At 37.7% G+C, this 22995-nt stretch carries 20 protein-coding genes and 2 other annotated features (1 of these 22 running past the window's edge); of the genes, 16 read left to right on the top strand and 4 right to left on the bottom strand.

The genetic code is table 11. The annotated features are described in order from the left end of the window. Window positions 1-71: a binding site (T-box leader), on the top strand (it extends 179 nt beyond the left edge of the window). A gap of 42 nt (window positions 72-113) precedes the next feature. Further along, window positions 114-355: a binding site (T-box leader), on the top strand. Between the two features lie 307 nt (window positions 356-662). The 8 genes from trpE to FA727_RS08165 all read left to right on the top strand — a co-directional run bounded on the left by trpE (window position 663) and on the right by FA727_RS08165 (window position 8237). Next, window positions 663-2051: an anthranilate synthase component I gene (gene trpE, locus FA727_RS08200; protein ID WP_136830417.1), complete on the top strand. Its 1389-nt coding sequence runs from the start codon at window positions 663-665 to the stop codon at window positions 2049-2051. After that, window positions 2048-2659 (top strand): anthranilate synthase component II, encoded by a 612-nt coding sequence (locus FA727_RS08195; protein WP_136830416.1) that lies wholly within the window; start codon window positions 2048-2050, stop codon window positions 2657-2659. Before trpE ends, FA727_RS08195 begins: the two co-directional genes overlap by 4 nt. After that, a complete protein-coding gene (trpD, locus tag FA727_RS08190; protein WP_136830415.1) occupies window positions 2631-3656 on the top strand; it encodes an anthranilate phosphoribosyltransferase in 1026 nt (341 codons plus the stop codon). The genes FA727_RS08195 and trpD overlap by 29 nt, the downstream gene beginning before the upstream one ends. Beyond that, window positions 3657-4451 carry an indole-3-glycerol phosphate synthase TrpC gene (trpC, locus tag FA727_RS08185; protein WP_136830414.1) on the top strand — a complete coding sequence of 265 codons (795 nt, stop codon included), beginning with the start codon at window positions 3657-3659 and terminating at the stop codon, window positions 4449-4451. Beyond that, window positions 4448-5065: a phosphoribosylanthranilate isomerase gene (locus tag FA727_RS08180; RefSeq protein ID WP_136830413.1), complete on the top strand. Its 618-nt coding sequence runs from the start codon at window positions 4448-4450 to the stop codon at window positions 5063-5065. Before trpC ends, FA727_RS08180 begins: the two co-directional genes overlap by 4 nt. Then, window positions 5062-6264, top strand: coding sequence for a tryptophan synthase subunit beta (trpB, locus tag FA727_RS08175; RefSeq protein WP_136830412.1), 1203 nt, complete (start codon window positions 5062-5064; stop codon window positions 6262-6264). Before FA727_RS08180 ends, trpB begins: the two co-directional genes overlap by 4 nt. After that, complete coding sequence (gene trpA, locus FA727_RS08170; RefSeq protein ID WP_136830411.1) at window positions 6261-7040, top strand: tryptophan synthase subunit alpha; 780 nt, start codon at window positions 6261-6263, stop codon at window positions 7038-7040. The genes trpB and trpA overlap by 4 nt, the downstream gene beginning before the upstream one ends. Window positions 7041-7154: 114 nt before the next feature. Then, window positions 7155-8237 carry an AI-2E family transporter gene (locus FA727_RS08165; RefSeq protein WP_136830410.1) on the top strand — a complete coding sequence of 361 codons (1083 nt, stop codon included), beginning with the start codon at window positions 7155-7157 and terminating at the stop codon, window positions 8235-8237. A gap of 40 nt (window positions 8238-8277) precedes the next feature. Here FA727_RS08165 and aroD read toward each other — a convergent pair whose 3' ends face one another. After that, complete coding sequence (aroD, locus tag FA727_RS08160; protein ID WP_158318820.1) at window positions 8278-9012, bottom strand: type I 3-dehydroquinate dehydratase; 735 nt, start codon at window positions 9010-9012, stop codon at window positions 8278-8280. A 175-nt stretch (window positions 9013-9187) separates the two neighbouring features. Continuing rightward, on the bottom strand, window positions 9188-9289 hold the full coding sequence (locus FA727_RS08155) for a YjcZ family sporulation protein (RefSeq protein ID WP_136830408.1): 102 nt from the start codon (window positions 9287-9289) through the stop codon (window positions 9188-9190). A 483-nt stretch (window positions 9290-9772) separates the two neighbouring features. Between FA727_RS08155 and FA727_RS08150 the strand changes: the two genes are divergently transcribed. Both FA727_RS08150 and FA727_RS08145 read left to right on the top strand, forming a co-directional pair. Further along, the gene (locus FA727_RS08150; protein WP_136830407.1) at window positions 9773-13537 is read left to right on the top strand and encodes a S8 family serine peptidase; all 3765 of its coding nucleotides are present in this window, start codon (window positions 9773-9775) and stop codon (window positions 13535-13537) included. A gap of 144 nt (window positions 13538-13681) precedes the next feature. Then, window positions 13682-14830 carry an acyl-CoA dehydrogenase family protein gene (locus FA727_RS08145; RefSeq protein WP_136830406.1) on the top strand — a complete coding sequence of 383 codons (1149 nt, stop codon included), beginning with the start codon at window positions 13682-13684 and terminating at the stop codon, window positions 14828-14830. A gap of 44 nt (window positions 14831-14874) precedes the next feature. On the opposite strand, the gene FA727_RS08140 is transcribed toward FA727_RS08145, so the two are convergent. Further along, window positions 14875-15336 carry a DinB family protein gene (locus FA727_RS08140; protein ID WP_136830405.1) on the bottom strand — a complete coding sequence of 154 codons (462 nt, stop codon included), beginning with the start codon at window positions 15334-15336 and terminating at the stop codon, window positions 14875-14877. 165 nt (window positions 15337-15501) lie between these two features. On the opposite strand from FA727_RS08140, the gene FA727_RS08135 reads away from it, so the two are divergent. The 5 genes from FA727_RS08135 (at window position 15502) to FA727_RS08115 (ending at window position 20798) form a co-directional block, all read left to right on the top strand. Next, window positions 15502-17688: a beta-propeller domain-containing protein gene (locus FA727_RS08135; RefSeq protein ID WP_158318819.1), complete on the top strand. Its 2187-nt coding sequence runs from the start codon at window positions 15502-15504 to the stop codon at window positions 17686-17688. A gap of 114 nt (window positions 17689-17802) precedes the next feature. Further along, window positions 17803-19731: a hypothetical protein gene (locus FA727_RS08130; protein ID WP_136830404.1), complete on the top strand. Its 1929-nt coding sequence runs from the start codon at window positions 17803-17805 to the stop codon at window positions 19729-19731. Next, window positions 19724-19987, top strand: coding sequence for a hypothetical protein (locus FA727_RS08125; RefSeq protein ID WP_136830403.1), 264 nt, complete (start codon window positions 19724-19726; stop codon window positions 19985-19987). Before FA727_RS08130 ends, FA727_RS08125 begins: the two co-directional genes overlap by 8 nt. Further along, the gene (locus tag FA727_RS08120; protein WP_136830402.1) at window positions 19988-20512 is read left to right on the top strand and encodes a sigma-70 family RNA polymerase sigma factor; all 525 of its coding nucleotides are present in this window, start codon (window positions 19988-19990) and stop codon (window positions 20510-20512) included. Continuing rightward, window positions 20502-20798 (top strand): zf-HC2 domain-containing protein, encoded by a 297-nt coding sequence (locus FA727_RS08115; RefSeq protein WP_158318818.1) that lies wholly within the window; start codon window positions 20502-20504, stop codon window positions 20796-20798. Before FA727_RS08120 ends, FA727_RS08115 begins: the two co-directional genes overlap by 11 nt. 55 nt (window positions 20799-20853) lie before the next feature. On the opposite strand, the gene FA727_RS08110 is transcribed toward FA727_RS08115, so the two are convergent. Next, the gene (locus FA727_RS08110; protein WP_136830400.1) at window positions 20854-21063 is read right to left on the bottom strand and encodes a hypothetical protein; all 210 of its coding nucleotides are present in this window, start codon (window positions 21061-21063) and stop codon (window positions 20854-20856) included. 201 nt (window positions 21064-21264) lie between these two features. On the opposite strand from FA727_RS08110, the gene FA727_RS08105 reads away from it, so the two are divergent. Beyond that, window positions 21265-22983 (top strand): ABC transporter ATP-binding protein, encoded by a 1719-nt coding sequence (locus FA727_RS08105; RefSeq protein ID WP_136830399.1) that lies wholly within the window; start codon window positions 21265-21267, stop codon window positions 22981-22983. Window positions 22984-22995 lie beyond the last annotated feature (12 nt).

Genomic DNA, 22995 nt, shown 5'->3' with positions numbered 1-22995 from the left:
ACGCTCTTGATACCATAAAGTGAGCTAATGATAGCTAATGAAGGTGGCACCACGGGTTTCTCGTCCTTTTCCTAGGATGAGAAGCCCTTTTTGTGTTTTGGAAAAATAAATACTGTAAATCGTCGAGTAAGAAAAGTACATGGAAAGCTGATTTTTCAAGAGAGCCGGGGAAGGTGAGAGCCGGTAAAATCAATTTCATGGAATGGGCTTACGAGAGACAGCTTGAAGGAACAGTAGAGCTGAACGGAATTCCACCGTTAAAAGGATAGGATTTACTTTTGTGAATCTGAAAAGAGGGAGCAACTATTAGCTCCAAACTGAGGTGGCACCACGGTACATCAATATCGTCCTCTATAAGCACAACTATGTGTTTATAGAGGACTTTTTTTATTTAGGCATTTTCGCGATCATTGCTGCTTTTGAATCGTAGTTCGGAAAACAAGTTACTTGTTTTACTTAAAAAACATATGGGAGAAGCGAAAAGTGCCATGCAAAAATGATGTGTGACTCTAAACCAACCAAATGGTGGCAGTGCCAAGTAAAAAGGGTAAATGTCGGTTTCTGGATTTTTTTCGAAGAAATAAATTAGGACATTTACGAAAAAAACCACATGCATTGCGAAAACAGCGTTTACTTATTTGAAGGAAGGGAGAACAGTCCTAATGACGAAGCTGCAAGAACAAAAAATGATAATTGAAGAACTTCAAGGAGACACATTAACACCGATTTCGATTTTTCAAAGGCTTTCCGGAAAAAAGAAATTCCTTTTAGAAAGCTCATTAAAATATGAGGCGTCGGGTAGATATTCTTTCATTGGAGCAAGTCCTGCGTTTGAAATCAAAGGCGTTGAAGGAAGTACGGTTGTTTTAAAAGATGGGCAAGAAGAGGTAATCAGTGAGAAGCCCCTCGAAGTATTGAAAGGGCTTGTGCCAAATTTAGAGGATGTTCCTGACTTTATGCCTTTAGTTGGCGGTGCGGTTGGCTTTGTCGGTTATGATGTCATTCGTCATTATGAATCGATTGGAGAGACTCCACTTGATGAATTCTCCCTTCCGGATGTCCACTTTATGATGTTCGAAGAGCTTGTTGTCTTTGATCATTTACAACAAAAGGTCTTTCTAGTTGGGGTTCAATTGTTAGAAACGACTAAGCTAGATCATTTGAAAATCCGTCTTCTAGAAAGGAAAAAAGAGATTTTAACAGGTACGGACCATGAACAACCGTCAGTAAAGCTTTCTTCGTTTGAACCTTCAATCCCTAAAGAAGAGTTTATCGAAAAAGTGAAAAAAGCGAAGGCGTACATTGTTGAAGGTGACATTTTTCAGGTCGTTTTATCACAACGGATGAAAGCCAAGATTGATGGAGACCCGTTTTCCTTTTATCGAAAGCTTCGAATCCAAAATCCTTCACCTTATATGTATTACCTTGATTTTGAGGATTACATTGTGGCTGGAGCCTCTCCTGAAAGCTTAATTAAGGCAACAAACAACAAGGTTGTCACCAACCCTATTGCAGGTACGAGGCCGAGAGGGAAAACTCCTGACGAAGATGAACGCTTAGCAAAGGAACTTTTGGCTGATGAAAAGGAGCTAGCTGAGCACCAAATGCTTGTTGATTTAGGAAGAAATGATATCGGCAGAGTAAGTGAATTTGGATCCGTTCAAATCGATAAATACATGGTGATTGAGAAATACAAGCATGTTATGCATCTGGTTTCAGAGGTGAGTGGAACCCTGACCAATCAATATACTCCACTCGATGCCTTAATTGCTTGTTTGCCAGCGGGAACTGTTTCTGGTGCGCCAAAAATACGAGCGATGGAAATCATCAATGAGCTAGAAGAAGTTAAACGAGGCGTCTATTCAGGTGCGATTGGCTATTTATCGGCAAATGGAAATATGGATTTTGCTCTTGCGATAAGAACTATGGTCATGAAGGGAGAAGATGTGTATATCCAGGCTGGAGCAGGGATTGTTTATGATTCGGTGCCAGAAAAGGAATACGAAGAAACCCTTCACAAACTAAAGGCCTTTTTGGAGGATGACAAATGATTTTATTAATTGATAATTATGATTCGTTTACCTTTAATTTGTATCAGTATTTTGGTGAGTTAGGCGAGGAAATAATTGTGAGGCGTAATGATCAAATCACATTAGAAGAAATCTCGAACTTAAATCCAGAAGCTATTTGCTTGTCACCTGGACCGGGAAGACCAGAGGATGCCGGGATTTGTGTAGAGGTTATTAAATCCTTTTACAAAAAGACTCCGATTCTTGGCATTTGTCTTGGTCATCAAGCAATTGGCTCTGCATTTGGTGCGAATGTTGTTAAGGCGAAAACCATTATGCATGGGAAACGCTCACAGATGACACATCAAGGTACTGACTTATTTGACCAGCTGCCAGTTCCAATCGAAATTATGCGTTATCACTCTCTCGTTATTGAAAAAGGAACTCTAGGACATGAGTTTCAAGTGTTAGGTGAATCGATGGACGATCACGAAATTATGGCAATAAAGCATAAAAATTATCCGTTATACGGTTTACAATTTCATCCTGAATCGGTTGGAACTGAAACAGGAAAGCAGTTGCTAGGAAAATTTCTAGAAGAGATTCGAAAGGAGAAGGAAAATGAGAACTTATCTACAGCGTTTATCTGAACGGGAATCATTGTCACAGTATGAGATGAAAGAAGCGATGGAGCAAATTTTTTCTGATGAAACAACAGATAGTGAGATTGCTGGATTTATGGTTGGATTGAAAACAAAGGGAGAAACCGTTGAAGAAATTGTTGGGATTGTCGAGGCCCTAAGAGAAAAGGCACTTCCTTTTCAAACGAAAATTCCCAATTTGATCGATAACTGTGGCACTGGTGGGGATGGCTCAAAAAGCTTTAATATAAGTACGACCTCTGCTTTTGTTATGGCCGGTGCTGGTGCTACTGTTGCTAAGCATGGAAATCGGAGCATCACAAGCAAAACTGGAAGTGCGGATGTGCTCGAATATTTAGGTGTGAACTTGGATTTTCAGCCGGAAGTCTCGATGGAGCTACTTCATGAAGTCGGAATCACATTTTTATTTGCTCCATATGTTCATCCGAAAATTAAACGAATCATGAAAGTTCGAAAAGATTTAAGAATTCCTACAGTCTTTAATTTAATCGGCCCCTTAACAAACCCAGTTGAATTGGATTCTCAACTTCTTGGTATTTACCGAAGAGATCTAATTGGAATGTTTGCTGAAGTTTTAAAAACATTAGGTCGAAAAAGAGCAGTAGTCCTAAATGGAGCGGGCTTTATGGATGAAGCTTCGTTAGCAGGAGAAAACCATTTAGCGATATTAGACAATGGGAAAATTGAACACCGTATTCTTCATCCAGAGGAGTTAGGGTTTGCTGTCTACGATAATGAAGCTATTAGAGGCGGAGATTCCAAAGAGAATGCTGAAATCCTTTTAAGAGTCCTGAATGGTGAAAAAGGAGCCTATCGAGAAACGGTGCTTCTCAATTCTGGCATAGGAATCTTTGCAAACGGTCTTGCACCAACGATTGAAGCAGGCGTACAGCTTGCGGTAGAGAGCATTGATTCAGGTGCAGCCCTTGAAAAATTAGAAAGACTGGTGGAAAAGAGTAAAGTTTTTAAGGCAGAGGTGATTTAAATGGAGACGATTCTAGATAAGATTATTGCCGTGAAAAAGAAGGAAGTAGAAGAGCTTAGGGGAATGGAGATTCGTCCAGCTAGTCTAGAAGTCAATCAGAGAAGGTCTTTTATCGAAAAACTAGAACGAGCTACTGACTTATCCATTATTGCGGAGTTTAAACGGGCCTCACCATCAAAAGGTGATATCAATCCAAACATTGACCCAAGTGTTCAAACAAAATTGTACGTGGACGCTGGGGCTGATGCCGTTTCAGTGTTAACAGATCAAACCTTTTTTAAAGGAACAATGACTGATTTAACTCACGTCAGAGCTACCATTGACAATCCGATTTTATGCAAGGACTTCATTATCGATCCCATCCAAATTGATAGAGCGAAGCAAGCGGGAGCAGATATTATTCTTCTAATTGCCGCAGCCTTGGATGATGAAACTCTAAACACTCTTTATCAGTATGCAATTGCAAAAGAATTGGATGTACTAATGGAGGTTCACAATGAAGAGGAAGCTGAACGAGTTTTAAAAACAAATAATCGTTTGATTGGTGTTAACAATCGTAATCTAAAAACGTTTGAGGTTAATTTAGATGTAACGGAAGGGTTAGCTCCATTAATTAAAAATGAGGGTCGATTTTTAATCAGCGAAAGCGGGATTAAAACGACCGATGATGTAAAAAGGGTAATAAATGCAGGTGCAAACGGCATTCTCGTAGGTGAGACTTTTATGAGGCATGAAAGTCCGCGCGATGTGATCAAAACAATGAAGATTCCCTTAGTCGAGGTAATGAAGCGATGAAGGTGAAGATTTGTGGAATTATGAATGTGGAAACGGGGCTCTATGCGGTCGAGAAGGGGGCAGATGCTCTAGGCTTTGTTTTTGCAGAGAGTAAAAGAAAAATTACTCCTGAACTTGCAAAGGAAATCATTAATCAGCTACCTGAACATGTATTAAAGGTAGGAGTATTTGTAAATGAAAAGCCAGAAGTTATTATGGAAATCGTCAATCAAACTGGTTTAACCCACGTGCAATTACATGGAGATGAATCTCCTAAGGATTGTGAGGCTTTTTCCATTCCAGTCATAAAAGCTTTAAGCATTGAGACAATAGTCGATTTAGGAAAAATCGAACAATACAATTGTGATTACATCCTTCTTGATAGCCCAAAGGGAAAATATCGGGGTGGAAACGGTGTGAAATTTGATTGGAACCTATTAGCTGAATTCGAAGAGACGGGAAAGAAAATTATTCTTGCAGGAGGATTAAGTCCTGAAAATATCGAAGAAGCAATGAATATAGCAAATCCATACATGGTCGATGTGAGCAGTGGAGTAGAAACAGAGGGGAAAAAGGATTTAGCAAAAATACAGAACTTTTTAGCAAGAGCGAAGAGACGGGAGGAAGTAAGATGAGCACATATACATTACCGAATGAAACAGGACATTTTGGAATATATGGAGGGAGATTTATCCCAGAAACACTTATGCAAGCGGTGAAAGAGCTAGAAGAAGCTTATAAGGTTGCGATGAAGGATGAAGCATTTCATTTAGAATTGAATTCATTATTAACAGACTATGTTGGTAGAAAGACCCCACTTTATTTTGCTGAAAATCTCACCAATTTCGCAGGTGGAGCAAAAATTTATTTGAAGCGTGAGGATTTGAATCATACCGGTGCTCACAAAATCAATAATACAATCGGGCAAGCGCTTCTTGCTGTAAGGATGGGCAAGAAAAAGATTGTTGCTGAGACTGGGGCAGGTCAGCATGGGGTCGCAACTGCCACTGTTTGTGCTCTCTTAAATCTTGAATGCGTGATTTTTATGGGAGAAGAGGATATCAAACGTCAGCAGTTGAATGTTTTTCGTATGGAGCTGTTAGGAGCGAGAGTCGAATGCGTTACATCTGGAAGCAAAACGCTTAAAGATGCATGTAATGAAGCTCTTCGTTACTGGGTTTCGAATGTGAATGATACTCACTATATACTAGGTTCTGTCATGGGCCCACATCCGTTCCCAATGATGGTTCGAGATTTTCAAAGTGTGATTGGAAAAGAAACGAAGGAACAATATTTTGAAAAAGAAGGAAGGTTACCGGAAGGCTTAGTCGCTTGTATTGGTGGGGGCAGCAACTCCATGGGGATGTTCTATCCGTTTATAGAAAATCGAGAGGTTAAGCTCTATGGTGTTGAAGCTGCTGGATTAGGCCTCGATACAGATAAACACGCAGCTTCACTAACAAAAGGAAAGCCAGGTGTGTTGCATGGGGCGCTGATGTATTTATTGCAGGATGAAGCAGGACAAATACAAGAAGCACATTCCATTTCGGCTGGTTTGGATTATCCTGGTGTTGGTCCTGAACATAGCTATTTACATGATCTTGGGAGAGTTGAATATAACTCCATTACGGATGATGAAGCTCTGGAGGCGTTACAGCTTCTTTGCAAATTGGAAGGGATCATTCCAGCATTAGAAAGTGCGCATGCAGTAGCCTATGCAATTAAGCTTGCCAAAATAATGAGTGCTGATGAAGGGATCGTTGTTTGCCTATCAGGCCGTGGCGATAAGGACGTTCATACGGTGAAAACAAGATTGGAGGGGGCTGCTGAATGAATCGGTTAGAAAAAGCATTGAAACGCACAAAGGAGAAAAATAAAAAGGCATTTGTTCCGTATATCATGGCAGGCGATGGTGGACTAGACTCGTTAATGGAGCGGATCGTCTTTTTAGAATCATGTGGGGCAACTGCAATTGAGGTTGGAATCCCATTTTCCGACCCAGTTGCAGATGGACCGACTATTCAAGCTGCTGGGTTGCGCTCTCTAAAAGAAGGGACGACATTAAAGGCAGTACTCGAAACTATTTTAAATTTGCGTCCGATTGTATCCATTCCAATCATTGTGATGACGTATATGAATCCGATTTATGCATATGGCATCAACTCATTTATTGAAGATGCGAGTAGAGCAGGTGTGGATGGCCTAATTGTTCCAGATTTACCGATTGAAGAAGAGGAGATAATCCTATCTCATCTAAATGTTGCCCAAATCGAATTAATCCGTTTGGTAACGTTGACTAGCTCTGAGGAGCGAATTAAAGAAATTGCAAAGAGGGGCCAAGGTTTTCTCTATGCTGTTACGGTAACAGGAATAACGGGGGCTAGAGTTGATTTTCACAAACAAGTTGGGGACTATTTGAAGAAGATCCAAAGCGTCAGTCCGATTCCTGTTTTAGCCGGATTTGGAATCTCCACACCGGAACAGGTAAAAGGAATGGGGCAATATTGTGATGGGGTAGTAGTGGGAAGTAAGATCGTCGATTTATTTCAAGAAAATAAATTAGATGAGATTGAAAAATTGATTCAAGCAGCGAAGACAGTAAATGTGTAAAGTATGCGGATGGGAAACCATCCGTTTTTTCTAGATTTGATTGGATTTTTATACGAAAGCTTGATATATTCAAGAGAGGAAAAATTTGGTCAAATGTAGGATGTGAATAGTGTAGTGTCATTATTGGAAAAAAGATGGTTTAAAGTGATGCTGGCCATCATATTATTTTTACTTATTGTATTTTTACTCAATGTGAATCAGTTCTTGTTAGTCCCAGTGGTAGTGTTGATTAAGACAATTTTTCTACCTTTTGTCTTAGCGGGAATTTTGTTTTATTTGTGCCGTCCGTTGGTTACGTTTCTTGAAAAAAGAAAAGTACCAAAATGGGTAGCGATTCTTGCAGCTTATGTCGCCATCGCTTTATTCATTTATGGCGTTGTTAAATTAGTGGCACCGGCAATAAATGATCAGTTGGAAAATTTCGTTAAAAACTTACCGACAATGGTTGCTACTGTAACAGATTGGGTCAATTATGTACAAGAGAATAGGAACACCTTCCCGAGTTTTGTTCAGGATGCTATCAATTCTGCTACTGAGGATTTACAAACGAAAATCCAAGATAATGTAGGAAATATTGCAAATGGTGTTTTAGGGATTTTTGGATTCATCGGAGGATTCATTAATACACTTTTTGCACTCGTGCTTGTTCCGTTTATTCTTTTTTATATGCTCAAGGATAGTCCAAGATTTGCGAAAAGCGTCACAGTATTTTTCCCGAAAACAAAAAAGGATCATGTGCATAAGATCTTAAAGGACATGGATAAAACAATTGCTACCTATATTCAGGGGCAAATGCTTGTAAGCTTAATTGTAGGTGTATTGCTGTACATAGGGTATCTAATCATTGATCTCGATTATTCCCTTGTTTTAGCCGTGTTCGGCATGTTTACAAATGTTATTCCATTTTTAGGTCCGTATATCGCGGTTATTCCTGCCATATTGGTTGCTGTTTTCCAAGAACCGATGATGGTGCTATATGTAGCGATTATTATGGTCATTGCCCAACAAATTGAAGGCAATATCATTTCGCCTAATATAATGGGTAAAACATTAAATATTCATCCATTAACAATTATTGTGTTAATTTTAACTGCAGGAAATCTCGTCGGATTAATCGGCGTTATCTTTGTCATTCCGGCTTACTCGATTGTGAAGGTTATCGTGGTTAACATTGCAAAAATATATAAGACTACATAAAAATAAGGCCAACCATGTAAATTACGTGGTCGGCCCTATCCTATTTCTGATATGTACTAATTGTCTTGATTAATCTTTGTATTTCTTCAATTGGGATTTGCCCTGGAGCAGAACTATTCGCACCGACTGTATAAATAAGCCTTGACCCAAATACCCAACCGAACATTCTACTTATCGCTCCTAGACTGTTCAAGGACATCGTAGCTACAGGAATTTGAAGAACTTCTTTAGCTTGATTGGTCACATCAAGTAATCGGAGGACATCGCCATGGTCATTTGGCATCACCGCGATTTTAGCTACATCGGCTCCCAAAGTTTGTGCCCTTTTGAATATTTCAATGAGCTCTTCGTTTGCAGGGGTTTTAGAATAATCATGGTACGATAAAATTAAAAATTTATCATGTTCAATTGCGGCCTTTTTAATTTGTCGGATTTCTTCGTCAGGGTTGTTTATTTCAAAATCAATTAAATCTATGAAGCTAGTTTTACATATATGTACAAGCAGTTCCACAACTTTCATGGTTGAAAGAGAAGTTGGATTCCCGCCTTCAGCAACAGAACGCAAGGTGAGAAGTAATGGAATATCATTTGAGACTTCTTTCAGAGTACGCGCGACCTCTACAACTTTTTCAAAATCATGAATGTCTTGAAAGTAGTCTACTCTCCATTCAATGATATCCGGATTTTTCAAACTTACACTCGCGATCTCATCAATTAGTTCTTCTTTTGTTTTACCAATGATGGGAGTGCATAAAAATGGTATATTGGATTGCATGAATTTATCTGTAAACCGCAATTTTACCGCTCCTCTAATGGATAATTATTTAAAATCATAACACTATCAACGGACAAAATCTATAAATCATTCATTATAAGTCAAACAAAAGATCAGCCTCTGGCATTAGGCTGATCTTTCTTAGTAAGCAAACTGGTGTTGGCGAACGGTTAGTTTAGTAGTTGAAATAGCTTGCACCAACAATGACAAGTAAAATAAATAGAACAACAATCAAAGCAAAGCTTCCACCGTATCCTCCATTTCCTCCGTAGCTCATTCGATCACCTCCATCCAGCAGCTTAACAACAAGCCTCCTTTGTTGTCGTTATAGTTTATGAAAAAAAGAACCATAGGTTTGGACAAGTAAACGAATCCAAACGCCCAATTTCTAAAAAAAGACAGCTGGTGACGGAAAATATGGGTATTTATCAGGGTGTTTATATAAGGAAATTGGATTAGATTCCAATACGATTATAAAAATTAAAAGAAAAATTGATGAGCTTATAGGTCTGATGAATCTTTTTACCTTCTTATAAAACCTTCTTTTAATCTACTAATTAGAAAGTAGAAAATTAGCTTTTTAAGGTAGATGAAAAAGAATGCCGTCGAAAAGTGGTTGGACACGCGAATAAATAGTGCTTTGTAATCAGAATATTTTCAATTCTATAGGTCTTTTGTATCTGTTTTAGAAGAATTTGGTTATGATACGTTAGAACAGAAATATTCAGAAAATAAATAATTATTCTACAAGGAGGATTTTATGGAAAAGAAAAGAGTAGTCATATTCTTATTAATGTTCTTGCTCGTTTTTTCTAGTTCTGTATCCGCAGCGACTACATTACCTCAACCAGAAAGAACGAACGAGACAAAGACTTCAACAATCAAATCTATCTCAAAAGCTGAAGTAGAGGAACAATATAAGGATTCGGATATTGTTCGTGTCATTGTTGAGTTGGAGAGTGAACCTGTAATTGATTACGCTCAAAAGCAAAAGAAACGTTATAAGGAACTTCCAGAAGCAACGAAGAAAAAACTGAAAGATGAGAAATTGGCTGAACAAAAGAAAGTTAAAGACAAAGTGAAGAAGAAAAATGTAAAGTTCCAAGAGAAAGAAAGCTTTACCACTGTTGTAAACGGATTTAGTGCAGAAGTTAAATATGGAGATATCAAGCAAATAGAAGCACTTCCTGAGGTATCAAATGTTCAAGTTACTCTTGAATATGAAAGACCCGAAGAAACTCCGGACATGATTTACAGTAAAGAAATGGTCCAAGCCCAAGAAGCTTGGAGAGATTATGGCTTTAAAGGGGAAGGGTTGATTGTTGGGGTCATTGATACTGGTATCGATCCAACGCATCGTGACATGGTTGTTTCCTCGAAAAAAGATATAGCACTAACAAAAAGTTCTGTGAATAAATATGTGAAAGAAAATGAATTAAAAGGAAAGTATTATTCAGACAAGGTACCTTACGGTTATAACTATATGGATGAAAACAATGTTATTCGTGATATTGCACCAGGAGCATCGATGCACGGCATGCATGTTGCGGGTACCGTAGGGGCCAATGGTGATGAAGAAAATGGTGGGATCAAAGGAATAGCACCTGAAGCACAATTGTTAGCACTTAAAGTATTTGGAAATGATCCTGAAGTAGCTGTCACGTATAGTGATATTTATGTGAAGGCGATTGATGATGCGATTATTTTAGGGGCAGACGTTCTTAATATGAGCTTAGGCTCTACTTCAGGCTTTGTTAACGCTGAAACACAAGAACAAAAAGCTATTGAAAGAGCAGTAGATAATGGCATACTCATGTCTATTTCTGCGGGAAATTCAGCTCATTTTGGAAATGGCTGGGCTAATCCATGGGCAACAAACCCAGATATCGGGGTATCAGGTTCACCTGGTATTTCCTACGATTCTTTACAGGTTGCGTCGGTAGAAAATACATTTATGGATTTGGATGCAGTTAACTACACAATTGATGGAGTCGCTGAAAAAGCACCATTTTTATCAGCAAGTAGCGTCCATCCAAATGACGTTGCAACAAAATCATTTGAAATTGCTTACGGCGGTCTAGGATATCCAGAAGAACTTTCAAATGTAGCAGGTAAATATGCATTGATTAAACGTGGTGAGCTTGCATTTGTGGACAAGGCTCTAAATGCTCAAAATGCTGGAGCATTAGGGGTCATTATCTATAATAATGCTGATGGTTATGTGAACATGCAATCTGATGCTGCTATCACCATTCCTCAATTATTTATGTTGAAAAACGATGGGGACAAGCTTGCTGCAGCTTTAACTGCTGGAAAGCCAGTGACAATTTCTTTCAATGGAGAGAAAACAACTGCTCCAAACCCTGAGGGCGGAAAAATGAGTGGGTTTTCATCTTGGGGATTAACACCAAACCTAGATTTTAAACCTGAAATTACTGCACCGGGTGGGCAAATTTATTCAACTCTAGAAAACAATCAATATGGCATGATGAGTGGTACATCGATGGCAGCTCCACATGTATCTGGAGGAGCAGCACTTGTTCTAGAGAGAGTGGATAATGAATTCGGTGTTACCGGTTTTGACCGAGTAAATATTGCTAAAAATATCCTGATGAATACCTCTAGTCCAATCAAGGATCAGGGCTTCGTAAATGGTGTGTTTGGATGGGATAATCCATATTCACCTAGAAAACAAGGTGCTGGAATCATGCAGCTACATTCTGCATTGAAAACGCCAGTCATTGTTACTGAAAAGAATACAAATGAAGCCAAGGTTCCTTTAAAAGAAGTGGGCGATGAATTTGAATTTACGTTAACTGCGAAAAACTATAGTAATGAAGCTGTATCATACGATGTATCAGCCAATCTTCAAACAGACTTCGCTGGTTGGGGTGAACTAGGTTATGATTTAGATGTCCTTGAGGCTGCACCAATTTACGATGCTACTATTTTAGTAGATGGACAAGCTTCTACAACAGTTACAGTACCGGCAAATGGCTCTGTTTCTTTCAAAGTCGAAGCTGATTTAAGTACTGCTAAGGTTGTTGAACCATCAACAGGAGAACTAGTGGATGCATCCAGTGTATTCCCGAATGGCTACTTCGTTGAAGGATTTGTAACTTTAAAGGATATTGATGATGTAAATCCAACATTAACTGTGCCTTATGTTGGCTTCAAAGGAGAATGGGATAAAGCTCCAATTATTGACGGAATGGCATATGACGAAGAGTCATTTTATGGCATGGGCGGTGCAGTATATGATGGCGGCTCTACCTATAACTATTTAGGTTATGATCCACTTTCAGATACTATAGTCAAAGACAATATTGCGATTTCACCAAATGGAGATAATATCCAAGATGAAATCATCCCGATTCTGTCCTTCTTAAGAAATGCGAAGCAAGTAGAATTTGCTGTACTTGATGAAGATGGAAAAGAAGTTCGAAAAGTTAGAACGGAAAATGAAATTGTTAAAAACTATTATGATGGTGGTTTAGCTCCAAATTATACACTGGATTCACTTTGGGAATGGGACGGTAAAATAAATAATGCACAAGCTGCAGATGGACAGTACTATTATGAAATTCGTGCTGTAATTGATTATCCAAATGCTAAGTGGCAGTCTGTCTCAATTCCAGTCAAGGTTGATACAGTGAAACCTAATATTGAAGCAGAGCGTGAAGACGGAAATCTTGTGTTAGATGTAGAAGATAATGAAAATGGATCCGGAGTTTCCTATATTGATATTTTAGTAGAAGGAAATTCAATTTTAACTGCTCCATTAGCTGGAGATGCGAATGAATTTGCTTTACCAGAAGAAGTTCAAAATAGTGTTATAACAGTTGTTGCATATGACAATGCTGGAAATACGACAGAACTAGAGGTTGAACCTGCTGAAGAAGATGTGGAAACTACTCCTCCATTTGTCTATTTGTTAAATCCAGAAGCGCTAGAATCCTATAATAGCAATGTTCTCCGAGTAAATGGGTACATCATTGAAGAAGGTTCAGGATTGAAGGAATTTACAATTGCAGGTCAAGAAATTCCTGTTCAATACAATGCTTCAACAAAGCGCTATGAGTTTGACTCAACAATTAAAGTTGAGGATAACTTCCATCGCTTGACTGTTAAAGCAATTGATAATGCAGGAAATGAATTCTCTATTAAGCGAGACATTATTGTCGATGCAACAGGACCAGTTATCGAAGTTAAAGGCGTACCGAAAGATCAATACATCAAATTCAACGGGAAAAATCCAGTTGTTGATGTGAAGGTGACGGATAATTTTGATGAAATTCGTTTCTATTTGAACGGAAATGAAGAATTCTATCAACAGTTCCAAGAGCCATTTGCAATGAGAAGTTTCTCTAAAACTTTTGAGGACTATGTTTTAGAGCTAGAAGACGGTTGGAACACGTTCACGTTTGAAGCTGTCGATATCGCAGGAAACAAGACGACCGAAACTATTGAGCTTTATAAGCTTAAAAAAGGTGAAAAAGAACCAAAAGGTAAAGGGAAAAAATAATAAATAAGATGCTGGCTTATAAAGGTTTTGCAACCTTTATAGGTCAGCATTTCTTTTTACTTGCGAAGCTAGTGATATAAGATCCATAATATAGATAAAGTAATTCCTACAAGAATAGTAGGCTTAATAAGTGGGGGATATATTTTGAAATTTCTTGAGGCTGGTACAATAGAGGAAAAAATCAAGCTAATGAGTGATATGGCGGAGAAGTTTACAGCAAGATCGGCAAAAGTGGATGAGGAAAGTTCTTTTCCGTACGAGAATATTCAAGAGTTAATCGACTCTGGATATACACAGTTAACTGTTCCTAAAGAATATGGGGGTGAAGGAATTTCTCTTTATGAGCTCGTTCGACTTCAGGAGCAAATCGCTGTTGGAGATGGTGCTACAGCTTTATCAATCGGATGGCATTTGGGCATTATCAAAAATCTAGCTGAAAAAAGGCTGTGGAATGAAGAGGTTTTTAAGCGAGTACTAGAAGAAGTGAAAAAGGGAGCCTTACTTAACGGAGCAGCGAGTGAACCACAGACAGGTAGTCCCACACGAGGGGGAAGACCGACTACAACAGCGATGAAAACTAAGGCTGGTTGGAAGATAAATGGGAGAAAAACGTTCACCACGTTATCTCCGATGCTCGATTATTTTATCGTCAGCGCTTCTGTTAAAGATTCAGAAGAAACCGGTAATTTTCTCGTCCACCGTTCCCGTGCGGGAGTTGAGATTGAAGAAACATGGGATAGTATTGCAATGAAAGGAACAGGGAGTCATGATCTCGTGCTAACAGATGTTGAAGTAGGAGAGGATGATTATGTCGAACGTTTTGTCCCAGGGAATAAAGGGGCCAATGGATGGCTCTTACATATACCAGCTTGTTATTTAGGAATTGCTGAAGCAGCACAGAAGTATGCCATTCAGTTTGCTAAAAGCTACTCTCCAAATAGCATTGCAGGTACGATTGCGGATATCCCAACTGTTCAGCAACGAATCGGGCAAATGGAGCTGCTTTTAATGGAAGCTAAATTTTTTCTTTATTCTGTTGCTAAACAATGGGATGCGTCTACAGAAGAGGAAAAGGCAAAACTTAACCCTGAGTTAAGTGCAGTGAAACTAACTGTTACGAATAAAGCGATTGAGGTCGTAGATTTAGCGATGAGAATCGTAGGGGCTAGAAGCCTTTCTCTTCAAAATCCGCTACAACGTTATTATCGTGATGTGCGTGCAGGTCTACATAATCCACCGATGGATGATATGACCATTCAAATACTGGCTAAAAAAGCAATAGAAAGTAACTGAAGTAAGGAACCACCTTCTCTGGTTTGAAGGTGGTTCTTTTTCGATTATCTCTTCACAAATAAAGGGAGTTCAGTGTTTCCCATTAATCGTAAGTATACAAATAAGTTTCCTTTGTGGTTAATTTCATGGTCGATAGCCATTTGTAATAGTTGCTTTGAAGTTAATTTTCTACCAAATTGTTTCGTTAAATCGATTTCCCGTAATAGGTCATCATCATTTATTGAGCGAATGGTTTCGATCGTTAAGGTTGTGTATTTTTCCACTAAATCAATCAGGTTTGTTTCCTGATCCACAGGTTTCTTCGATAAAAATGAAGGATCTCCAGTTTGTGCTATGGTTGCAAAGGCATAAAAGGCATGTATCATATGTTTCACTAATGTTTGTGTGCGCATTGATGTCTCTGTTGGTTTGAAGTCGTATTGATTTTCCTCAATTTTATGAACGAGTTCTTTCGTAACTTCTCTGTGTGATAAAAAATGTGATAGTACCGTTTCTGATTTTGACATTCTCCCACTCCTCCATTTAATCTACCTCCATTTTAAAATAGAACTGACACTCTCCTCAAATTCTAGTTACTCTATGTTGAAAATTATTTTGTAACGAGACTGTAACTTTATATAGGAAAACAAAGTCAAAGAAAATAAAGCGCTTTAAAATCAAGGAGGGTTGGAATGAAAATTAAATGGATAAGTGTTGCAGTGTTTATCGTTCTGGTCGTAGTTGTTTCGAGTTACTTTTTTATCACGCAATTGAAACTGGTAAGTGGATGGAATACAGATGATGAATCGACCGTTGTCCTTGTTAACAAAACATGGAATTTGTCATTTTCTGAAAAAATAGATGAAAAAACAGTTAATGAGAACACGGTGTATGTGACAAATGAAAAAGGAGAAAAGATTAACGCCAAAATCTCTCTTAGTGCGGATAAAAAGACCTTAAAGGTAAGTCCCCCTGAGAAGGGATATAACTTAAAGGCAAAATTTTATACACTACATGTCGGAGATGAGGTTAAATCCGTTTTTGGTAGAGGGATGAGTTCGGACCAAACGATCCAGTTTGTTGTTCAGGAATCCTTACCAATTATCGGTTCAAAGGATAAGCTTGATCAATATTTTGCTAGCATTATGGAAGCAGAAGAAGAAGGGCAATCTAAATTTGGCATAAGGGTAGAGACGATGGAATCGTCAAATGAATCGGCAGATAGTGCTGCTGGTGCTGTGGAGAAACAAGTTTCACAAGATGTATCAGAAACAAATATCCAGGTTCAAGGGGTCGATGAAACAGATATTGTCAAAACAAATGGTAGTCATATTTATCAGATCACTGATAACAAGGTTAATATTATCGAAACAACGAATGGTGCTAAAATGAAGAAGTTAGATCCTCTATTATTTTCAAAAAACTTTACACCTTCTCAGCTTTTCTTACATGAGGATAGACTATTAGTCATTGGGTATAGTTATGAGGAAATGAACATAAAAGAAGAAGGTTCTGCGAAGAAAATGATTGCGCCAGCTACAGATAAGACAAAAGCGATCATCTATAATATTGCAGATCCAAGTAATCCAAAGGAAGAAAGAACGCTCACGTTAGATGGATATATGGTTTCAGCGAGAAAAATTGGTAGTCTTGTCTATTTGGTGACGAATCAATATCCACAATATTGGATCCTTCGAGAAAATGATGAGATAGATTTAAGACCGCGCTATTCAGATAGTAAGGTGAGTGATGAAAATTTGGTCGTTGATTATGACGATATTCAATACTTCCCTGACTCAAAGGAACCAAATTATACATTGATTTCCGCATTTGACCTAGAAAAACCTGATAAGGAAGCATCTGTTACAACTTATCTAGGAAGTGGCGATCAAATGTATATGTCTACAGAAAATTTATACTTAGCCGTACGAGATTGGGGAATTAGACCCTTAATTGATGGGCCGGTAGAAGATCGTGTAAATACCACGGTTTATAAGTTTTCAATTGATGGACTTAAAGTAGAATTTAATAGCTCTACTGAGTTAGAAGGTAGTATTCTAAATCAATTTTCAATGGATGAACATAACGGGTATTTCCGCGTTGCCACTACAGAAGGGGAATCCTGGAATGGAGAAAGTCCTTCCTCTAATAATCTGTTAATTTTTGATGAAAATCTCAAGCAAGTCAGTTCTATTGAGGATTTAGCTCGAGGAGAACGAATCTATTCTGCGCGGTTTATGGGTGATCGTGTATACATTGTTACTTTCAAGGAAACAGATCCGTTATTTGTCATTGATACTTCTGAGCCAGAATCCCCTAAGGTGTTAGGAGAATTGAAGATTCCTGGATTCAGTAATTACCTTCATCCGTATGATGAGAATCATCTTATTGGCTTTGGTTATGATACGAAATCTGTAACAACCAAAGATTCAAAAGAGCCACTGATTTTAACAGGAGGGGTTAAGTTATCCCTGTTTGATGTATCGGATATGAAGAACCCGAAGGAGAAGTTTACGGAAATCATTGGTGGGAGGGGGACGTATTCACCTCTAAATTATGACCATAAAGCATTATTGTTTGATAAAAAGAAAAATCTTTTTGCCTTTCCAATTAATGTTTATCAAGAGGTTGAAGGTAGTGAATTTGATCAAAAGTTTGAATTTCAAGGTGCGTATGTGCTTAGTGTAGATAGCGAGGAAGGTTTTAAGATAAAGTCAAGAATCTCTCATATGAAAGGCAATGAACCATATGAAGAATGGGAGAATGAAATTCAACGTCTGGTCTATGTCGGCGATACTCTATATGCCTTGTCAAATTCAAAAATCACGTCTCACTCACTTAACGATTTTCAATTGAAAGAGGAACTTTCTTTACACTAATAATACCAACGCTCAAATCACTTCGTGGTTTGGGCATTTTTTTTTGAAACTTTTTGCTAGCTCATTTGTCTACACTTTAAGAGCTCAGAACACAAAATAAGAAGGTGATGCAATATGGAATTGATAAGCAGGTTTGTTTTACATATTGAAAACTATTTTTTATTAAGTCATTTTAGTAAAGGGATTATTCTTTGGACGTTAACAGCTTTAGCTATTTATGGAATGATATCTTTCTTTGTGAAAAAGTGGGACAATACAAAAGTATCCATTTATGTAGGTTTTGCAGTACGATTAGCCTTATTAATTGGATTGTCGATTGAAATGCTACATCAGGCAAATATAACTGAAATTGCCAATATTTATTACGATAGACAGCCGTCACTACGTCAGTTTTTGCAATTTTTATTTTTCGGTTACATAATCGTTGTCGGTTTTTATTATATCTTAACGCTTAAGCAAAAAAAGAACCAAGGTATTTTCTACATACTTGATATTGCTGTATTAACGCTCCCTGCCTTGCAGTTCCTTACTAGTATGGTTATTTATATGGTAAAAGGCGAAGTAGAACGTTCTGAGATTACCGTATTTCTTATCATTTTACTGATACTCATAGGATGTCTGATTTTATTTTTCTTGAATTATTGGGAAATTCGTTGGCTAACAATTATTCCATTTTATGTCGTCGTCCTCTTTGTTTGTTTGCTTATTTTTGCCCTTCGCAAGGATACCGGTGTTGATATTATGGAAATATCCAATCTAATTATTTTCCTTGGTTTATTAATGACTTATCATCTATTCAAAAGGAGAGAAGTTGGCCAGTTAGAACGCTTTAAACGGCCATTTTCACTAGCGATAGCCTGTATATTTTTAGTATTATGTAATCCACTTTATAATGTGGCGGATGCGGCCCTTGCAAAAACGGACGCAGAAGTAAGATTACGTTACTACGAATCAACTAATTTAGTTCAGTTAGAAGAAGCAAAAGAGTTAGCAACAATTATTACAGGTGATCGGCGTTTCATGTTACAACAGTCTGAAACAGAGGATTTTCACAATCGGTATTTTTTTCAATCAGAAAACTACGCAGTAGATATTCATGGAATCTCTGGGGAAGTGTTTAATCTCCATCGTCGAACTAAACCGGTAGGTAATGAGTTATCAAATGATGAATATATTGTTCGTTCCAAACAATTGTTACAAAAGATGGGAAGAACTTTACTTCCAGATAATCAGATTAATATTTCTGTCACTGAAGAAGAATCACGAGTTAAAATTGAAATGCAGCCAAAGTTATCTGAGGGGTTTATGAACACGACAATAAGTTGGGAAAAGGAATCCCTTGTAGAATTTCATGAAAACCTAAATATTTATTCAATCGAGACCCTTAAGGATGTCAGAATTGATACTAAGATAATAGAATCTGTTCTAAATCAATGGTACAAATTACTTGGTCAAAAAAGGCCAGAATATGTAATTGATGATGTTCAATACGGCTATAGTAATCGAACGATTGAGATATACATTATTACTAATAATAATCATCTCATTACTATAGATGGACGAACTGGTGAAATTCTATATTTCAGTGGGAGCCTGGAAAGTCAAGGACAGGGCAATTTTGAAGAGATAGAAGCCAAAATACTAGCGCAAAAGAAAGTTAAGACAAAGGAATGGCAAAGAGAACGTCATTCTAATTTTTGGGAATGGAGAGAAAAAGATCCTGATGAAATGAAGCTTACTTATGTACACCAATTTGGCTACACAGAAGGACAACCACTTTTTATGTATGATAAAGGGTTCGATTATTATAGAGAAAAAGACAACAATATTAAAAACGCTTCTAGTAGAGAAGCATATGAAGCTGTTGCACAGGAGCTTGAGTACACACCATACGCATCAAGGGCAAAGCTTACAGAAGTAGTTGACGAAAATGATAAGATACATTTAGCATGGCTAATTGTGATTCAACCATATAAAACGTCAGAACATCGTCTGTACTTGGTGGATGTTGAAACGAAAGAGTGGGTCTCTCTATATGAATAAAAATGAAGAATGTGCTATTTTTCAAGATTTATATGACTTGTACATGGAAGAAGAAGTAGAGGGTGAGTCAAAACAATGGATGATGGAGCATGAGGCGAACTGTACCCATTGTCAAAAAGGGAAAATAGAACGGGAAGAAAAGCCAGTCCTTCATGAAGATAGTGAGAAAATATGGGGAATTCGTATAATGACGACGATGATTTATTGTCTTTTCTTTTTACTTTCAATTTGGATGTCCATTTGGTATTTGTGGTAAATGAGTAACTGGACAACTTTGGAGGACTTGTATTCCCTCTATTATGAAGAGATTTTCCGATATCTGCTGCAGCGAACAAGACAAAAGGAGCTTGCACAGGATCTTGCTCAGGATACATTTTTAAAAGCATTTAATGGGCTAGCTTCTTTTAAAGGAAAATCGAGTATTAAAACATGGTTGTATACGATTGCCCATCACACTTTTATAAACTGGTATCGTCGAGAAACCAAGTTTAGTAGGTATTCCCTAGAAGAAACCTTTTCTCTAGAACAAAAAATATACAAAAATCCAGAAGATGTACTTGCAAGAAAAACAGAACAAGCGCAGCTTTTGTCAGCCGTCTATTCCTTAAAAGAAGATTTTCAGACCGTATTAATCCTACGAGAATACCAAGAGTTATCGTATGACGAAATTGCGGAAGTTACAGGTTGGACCCTTTCAAAGGTCAAGACAAATCTACATCGAGCTAAAATTGAACTTCGAAAGTACATAAGTAAACAAGAGGGTGATGAAAATGAAATGTAGTTTAATACGTGATCTGTTGCCCCTCTATGTAGAAAGGGATTGTTCTGAAGTTACCAATCAACTAGTGAAGGACCATCTAGAAAATTGTTCTGAATGTCATGAGTTATATGAACTGATGAAATCTCCAATTGATGTAAAAGGGATTAGGGAAACCATTAGTTATCGTGCTGATAGCATCATTCCTGAAATTTGGAAGAAATATTATGGGCGGCTTTTAATTAAAGGAATTGGACTTTTTCTCATCGTGTATATAATAGTTGTTACGCTTCTTGTATTATTAAAATAATTCATCAAATAAAGAGAGCTTGGATCTTAGATCCAAACTCTCTATTTAATCTTGTTCAATCACAGCCACCACCACCACCATCATAGCTACCGCCACCACCATCAAAATGATGATGACTCTCCATTGTGAAATTTTGACTTTCACTCAGGTTAGCAAATGAATGAAGTGCTGGATCATGAGAATTGTGATGAATTTTTTTGTTCTTTCGGTCAATAAGCGAAGCCAAGGCAATGACTCCACCAAAAATAATGAGTAACCATATCATTGAAATCACCTCATCTTCATTATATCAGAAATTTCTTACAAATAATCGTTATTTTTCCAACTATTGGATGTTGTTAATGTATAATAATTGAAGATTCCTTGATACTCCTTCATTTACTTTTGGTTTCTTCATCGTATATTATATAGGTTAGTAGATTTTAATTCGTAACCCTAAAAACTGACATGAGAGAGGACTACTTATATGATTCGCCGTTTTTTTTCTTATTATAAACCGCATAAAAAATTATTTACCCTTGATTTTAGTAGTGCGATCGTTGTAGCTTTGTTGGAACTTGCTTTTCCATTAGCTGTCCAATGGTTTATTGACGACCTCTTGCCTGATGAAAATTGGTCGATGATTGTCTCAGTCAGTATTGCATTACTAGCGATGTATTTACTAAGTATGTTTTTACAATATATCGTGAATTACTGGGGCCATAAACTAGGAATCAATATTGAAACAGATATGCGTCAGCAATTGTTCCAACATGTTCAAAAGCAATCATTCCGATTTTTTGATAATACGAAAACTGGTCATATTATGAGCCGTGTGACAAATGATTTGTTTGATATTGGCGAATTGGCCCATCATGGACCAGAAGATGCTTTTATCGCTGTTATGACCTTTGTCGGTGCATTTTGGATCATGCTTACAGTTAACGTTCAATTAGCACTTGTGACGTTTCTTGTCGTTCCGTTTCTTATTTGGTTAATTACTTACTGCAATATTCATATGAACAAAGCATGGAAAAGAATGTATGGTGTAATTGCTGACATCAATGCGCGAGTAGAGGATTCAGTATCTGGTGTCCGTGTTGTTCAGTCTTTTACAAATGAAAAATATGAGATTTCTAGATTCACAACGAACAATCAAAAATTTCGTCTTGCGAAGCTCGCAGCTTATAAAATTATGTCCTATACATCATCAGGAATGTACATGATGACTCGTCTTTTTATTTTGGTTGTGCTTGTCTATGGTGCATGGTTAAGCTTCAAAGGTATTCTTTCCTATGGAGAGTTAGTTGGTTTTGTCCTTTACGTGAATGTACTCTTTAAACCAATTGATAAAATTAGTGCACTTATGGAGTTATATCCAAAAGGAATGGCTGGTTTTAAGCGATTTACGGAACTAATTGATTCAGTTCCTGAGGTTCAAGATCAAGAAGATGCTATTGAAGTGGGAGCATTAAGAGGAGATATCGTTCTAGAGAATGTTGGCTTCGCTTATGACCATAATAAAAAGGTACTCGATGGAGTAAATTTATCTATCGAAGCTGGAAAAACTATCGCCTTTGTTGGTCCTTCTGGAGCTGGAAAAACAACGATTTGTTCCCTTATTCCACGCTTTTATGATGTTAATGAAGGGAGCATCAAAATCGACGGGATTGATATCCGAGAAATGACGAAGGAATCACTTCGCCATAATATCGGAATCGTACAACAAGATGTCTTTCTCTTTACCGGTACTGTTAAAGAGAATATCGCTTACGGAAAACTTGATGCAACGGACGAGGAAATTGTTGAGGCAGCACGTCGTGCCCATTTAGAAGATTTTATCCAGTCTTTACCTGATGGCTATGAAACTGAAATCGGGGAACGTGGCTTGAAGCTTTCTGGTGGTCAAAAACAAAGACTAGCGATTGCCCGTATGTTCTTGAAAAACCCTCCAATTCTAATTCTTGATGAAGCAACATCAGCTTTAGATACAGAAACAGAACTTATTATTCAAAAGGCACTTAATGAACTTGCTAAAAATAGAACGACATTGATTATTGCACACCGATTAGCAACTATTCGCAATGCAGATCGCATTGTTGTTGTAACGGAAGAAGGTATTGCTGAAGAAGGTGGTCATGACGAATTGATTCGCCGTGGTGGCATTTTTGCTAATCTTCATAGCGTTCAATATCAACAAAGTTAAATAATTTTTAAA

Source organism: Robertmurraya kyonggiensis (assembly GCF_005116465.1).
GTDB lineage: Bacteria > Bacillota > Bacilli > Bacillales > Cytobacillaceae > Robertmurraya > Robertmurraya kyonggiensis.
The sequence above is the reverse complement of the archived record's forward strand: the minus strand, read 5'-3'. Positions and strand labels throughout refer to the sequence as shown.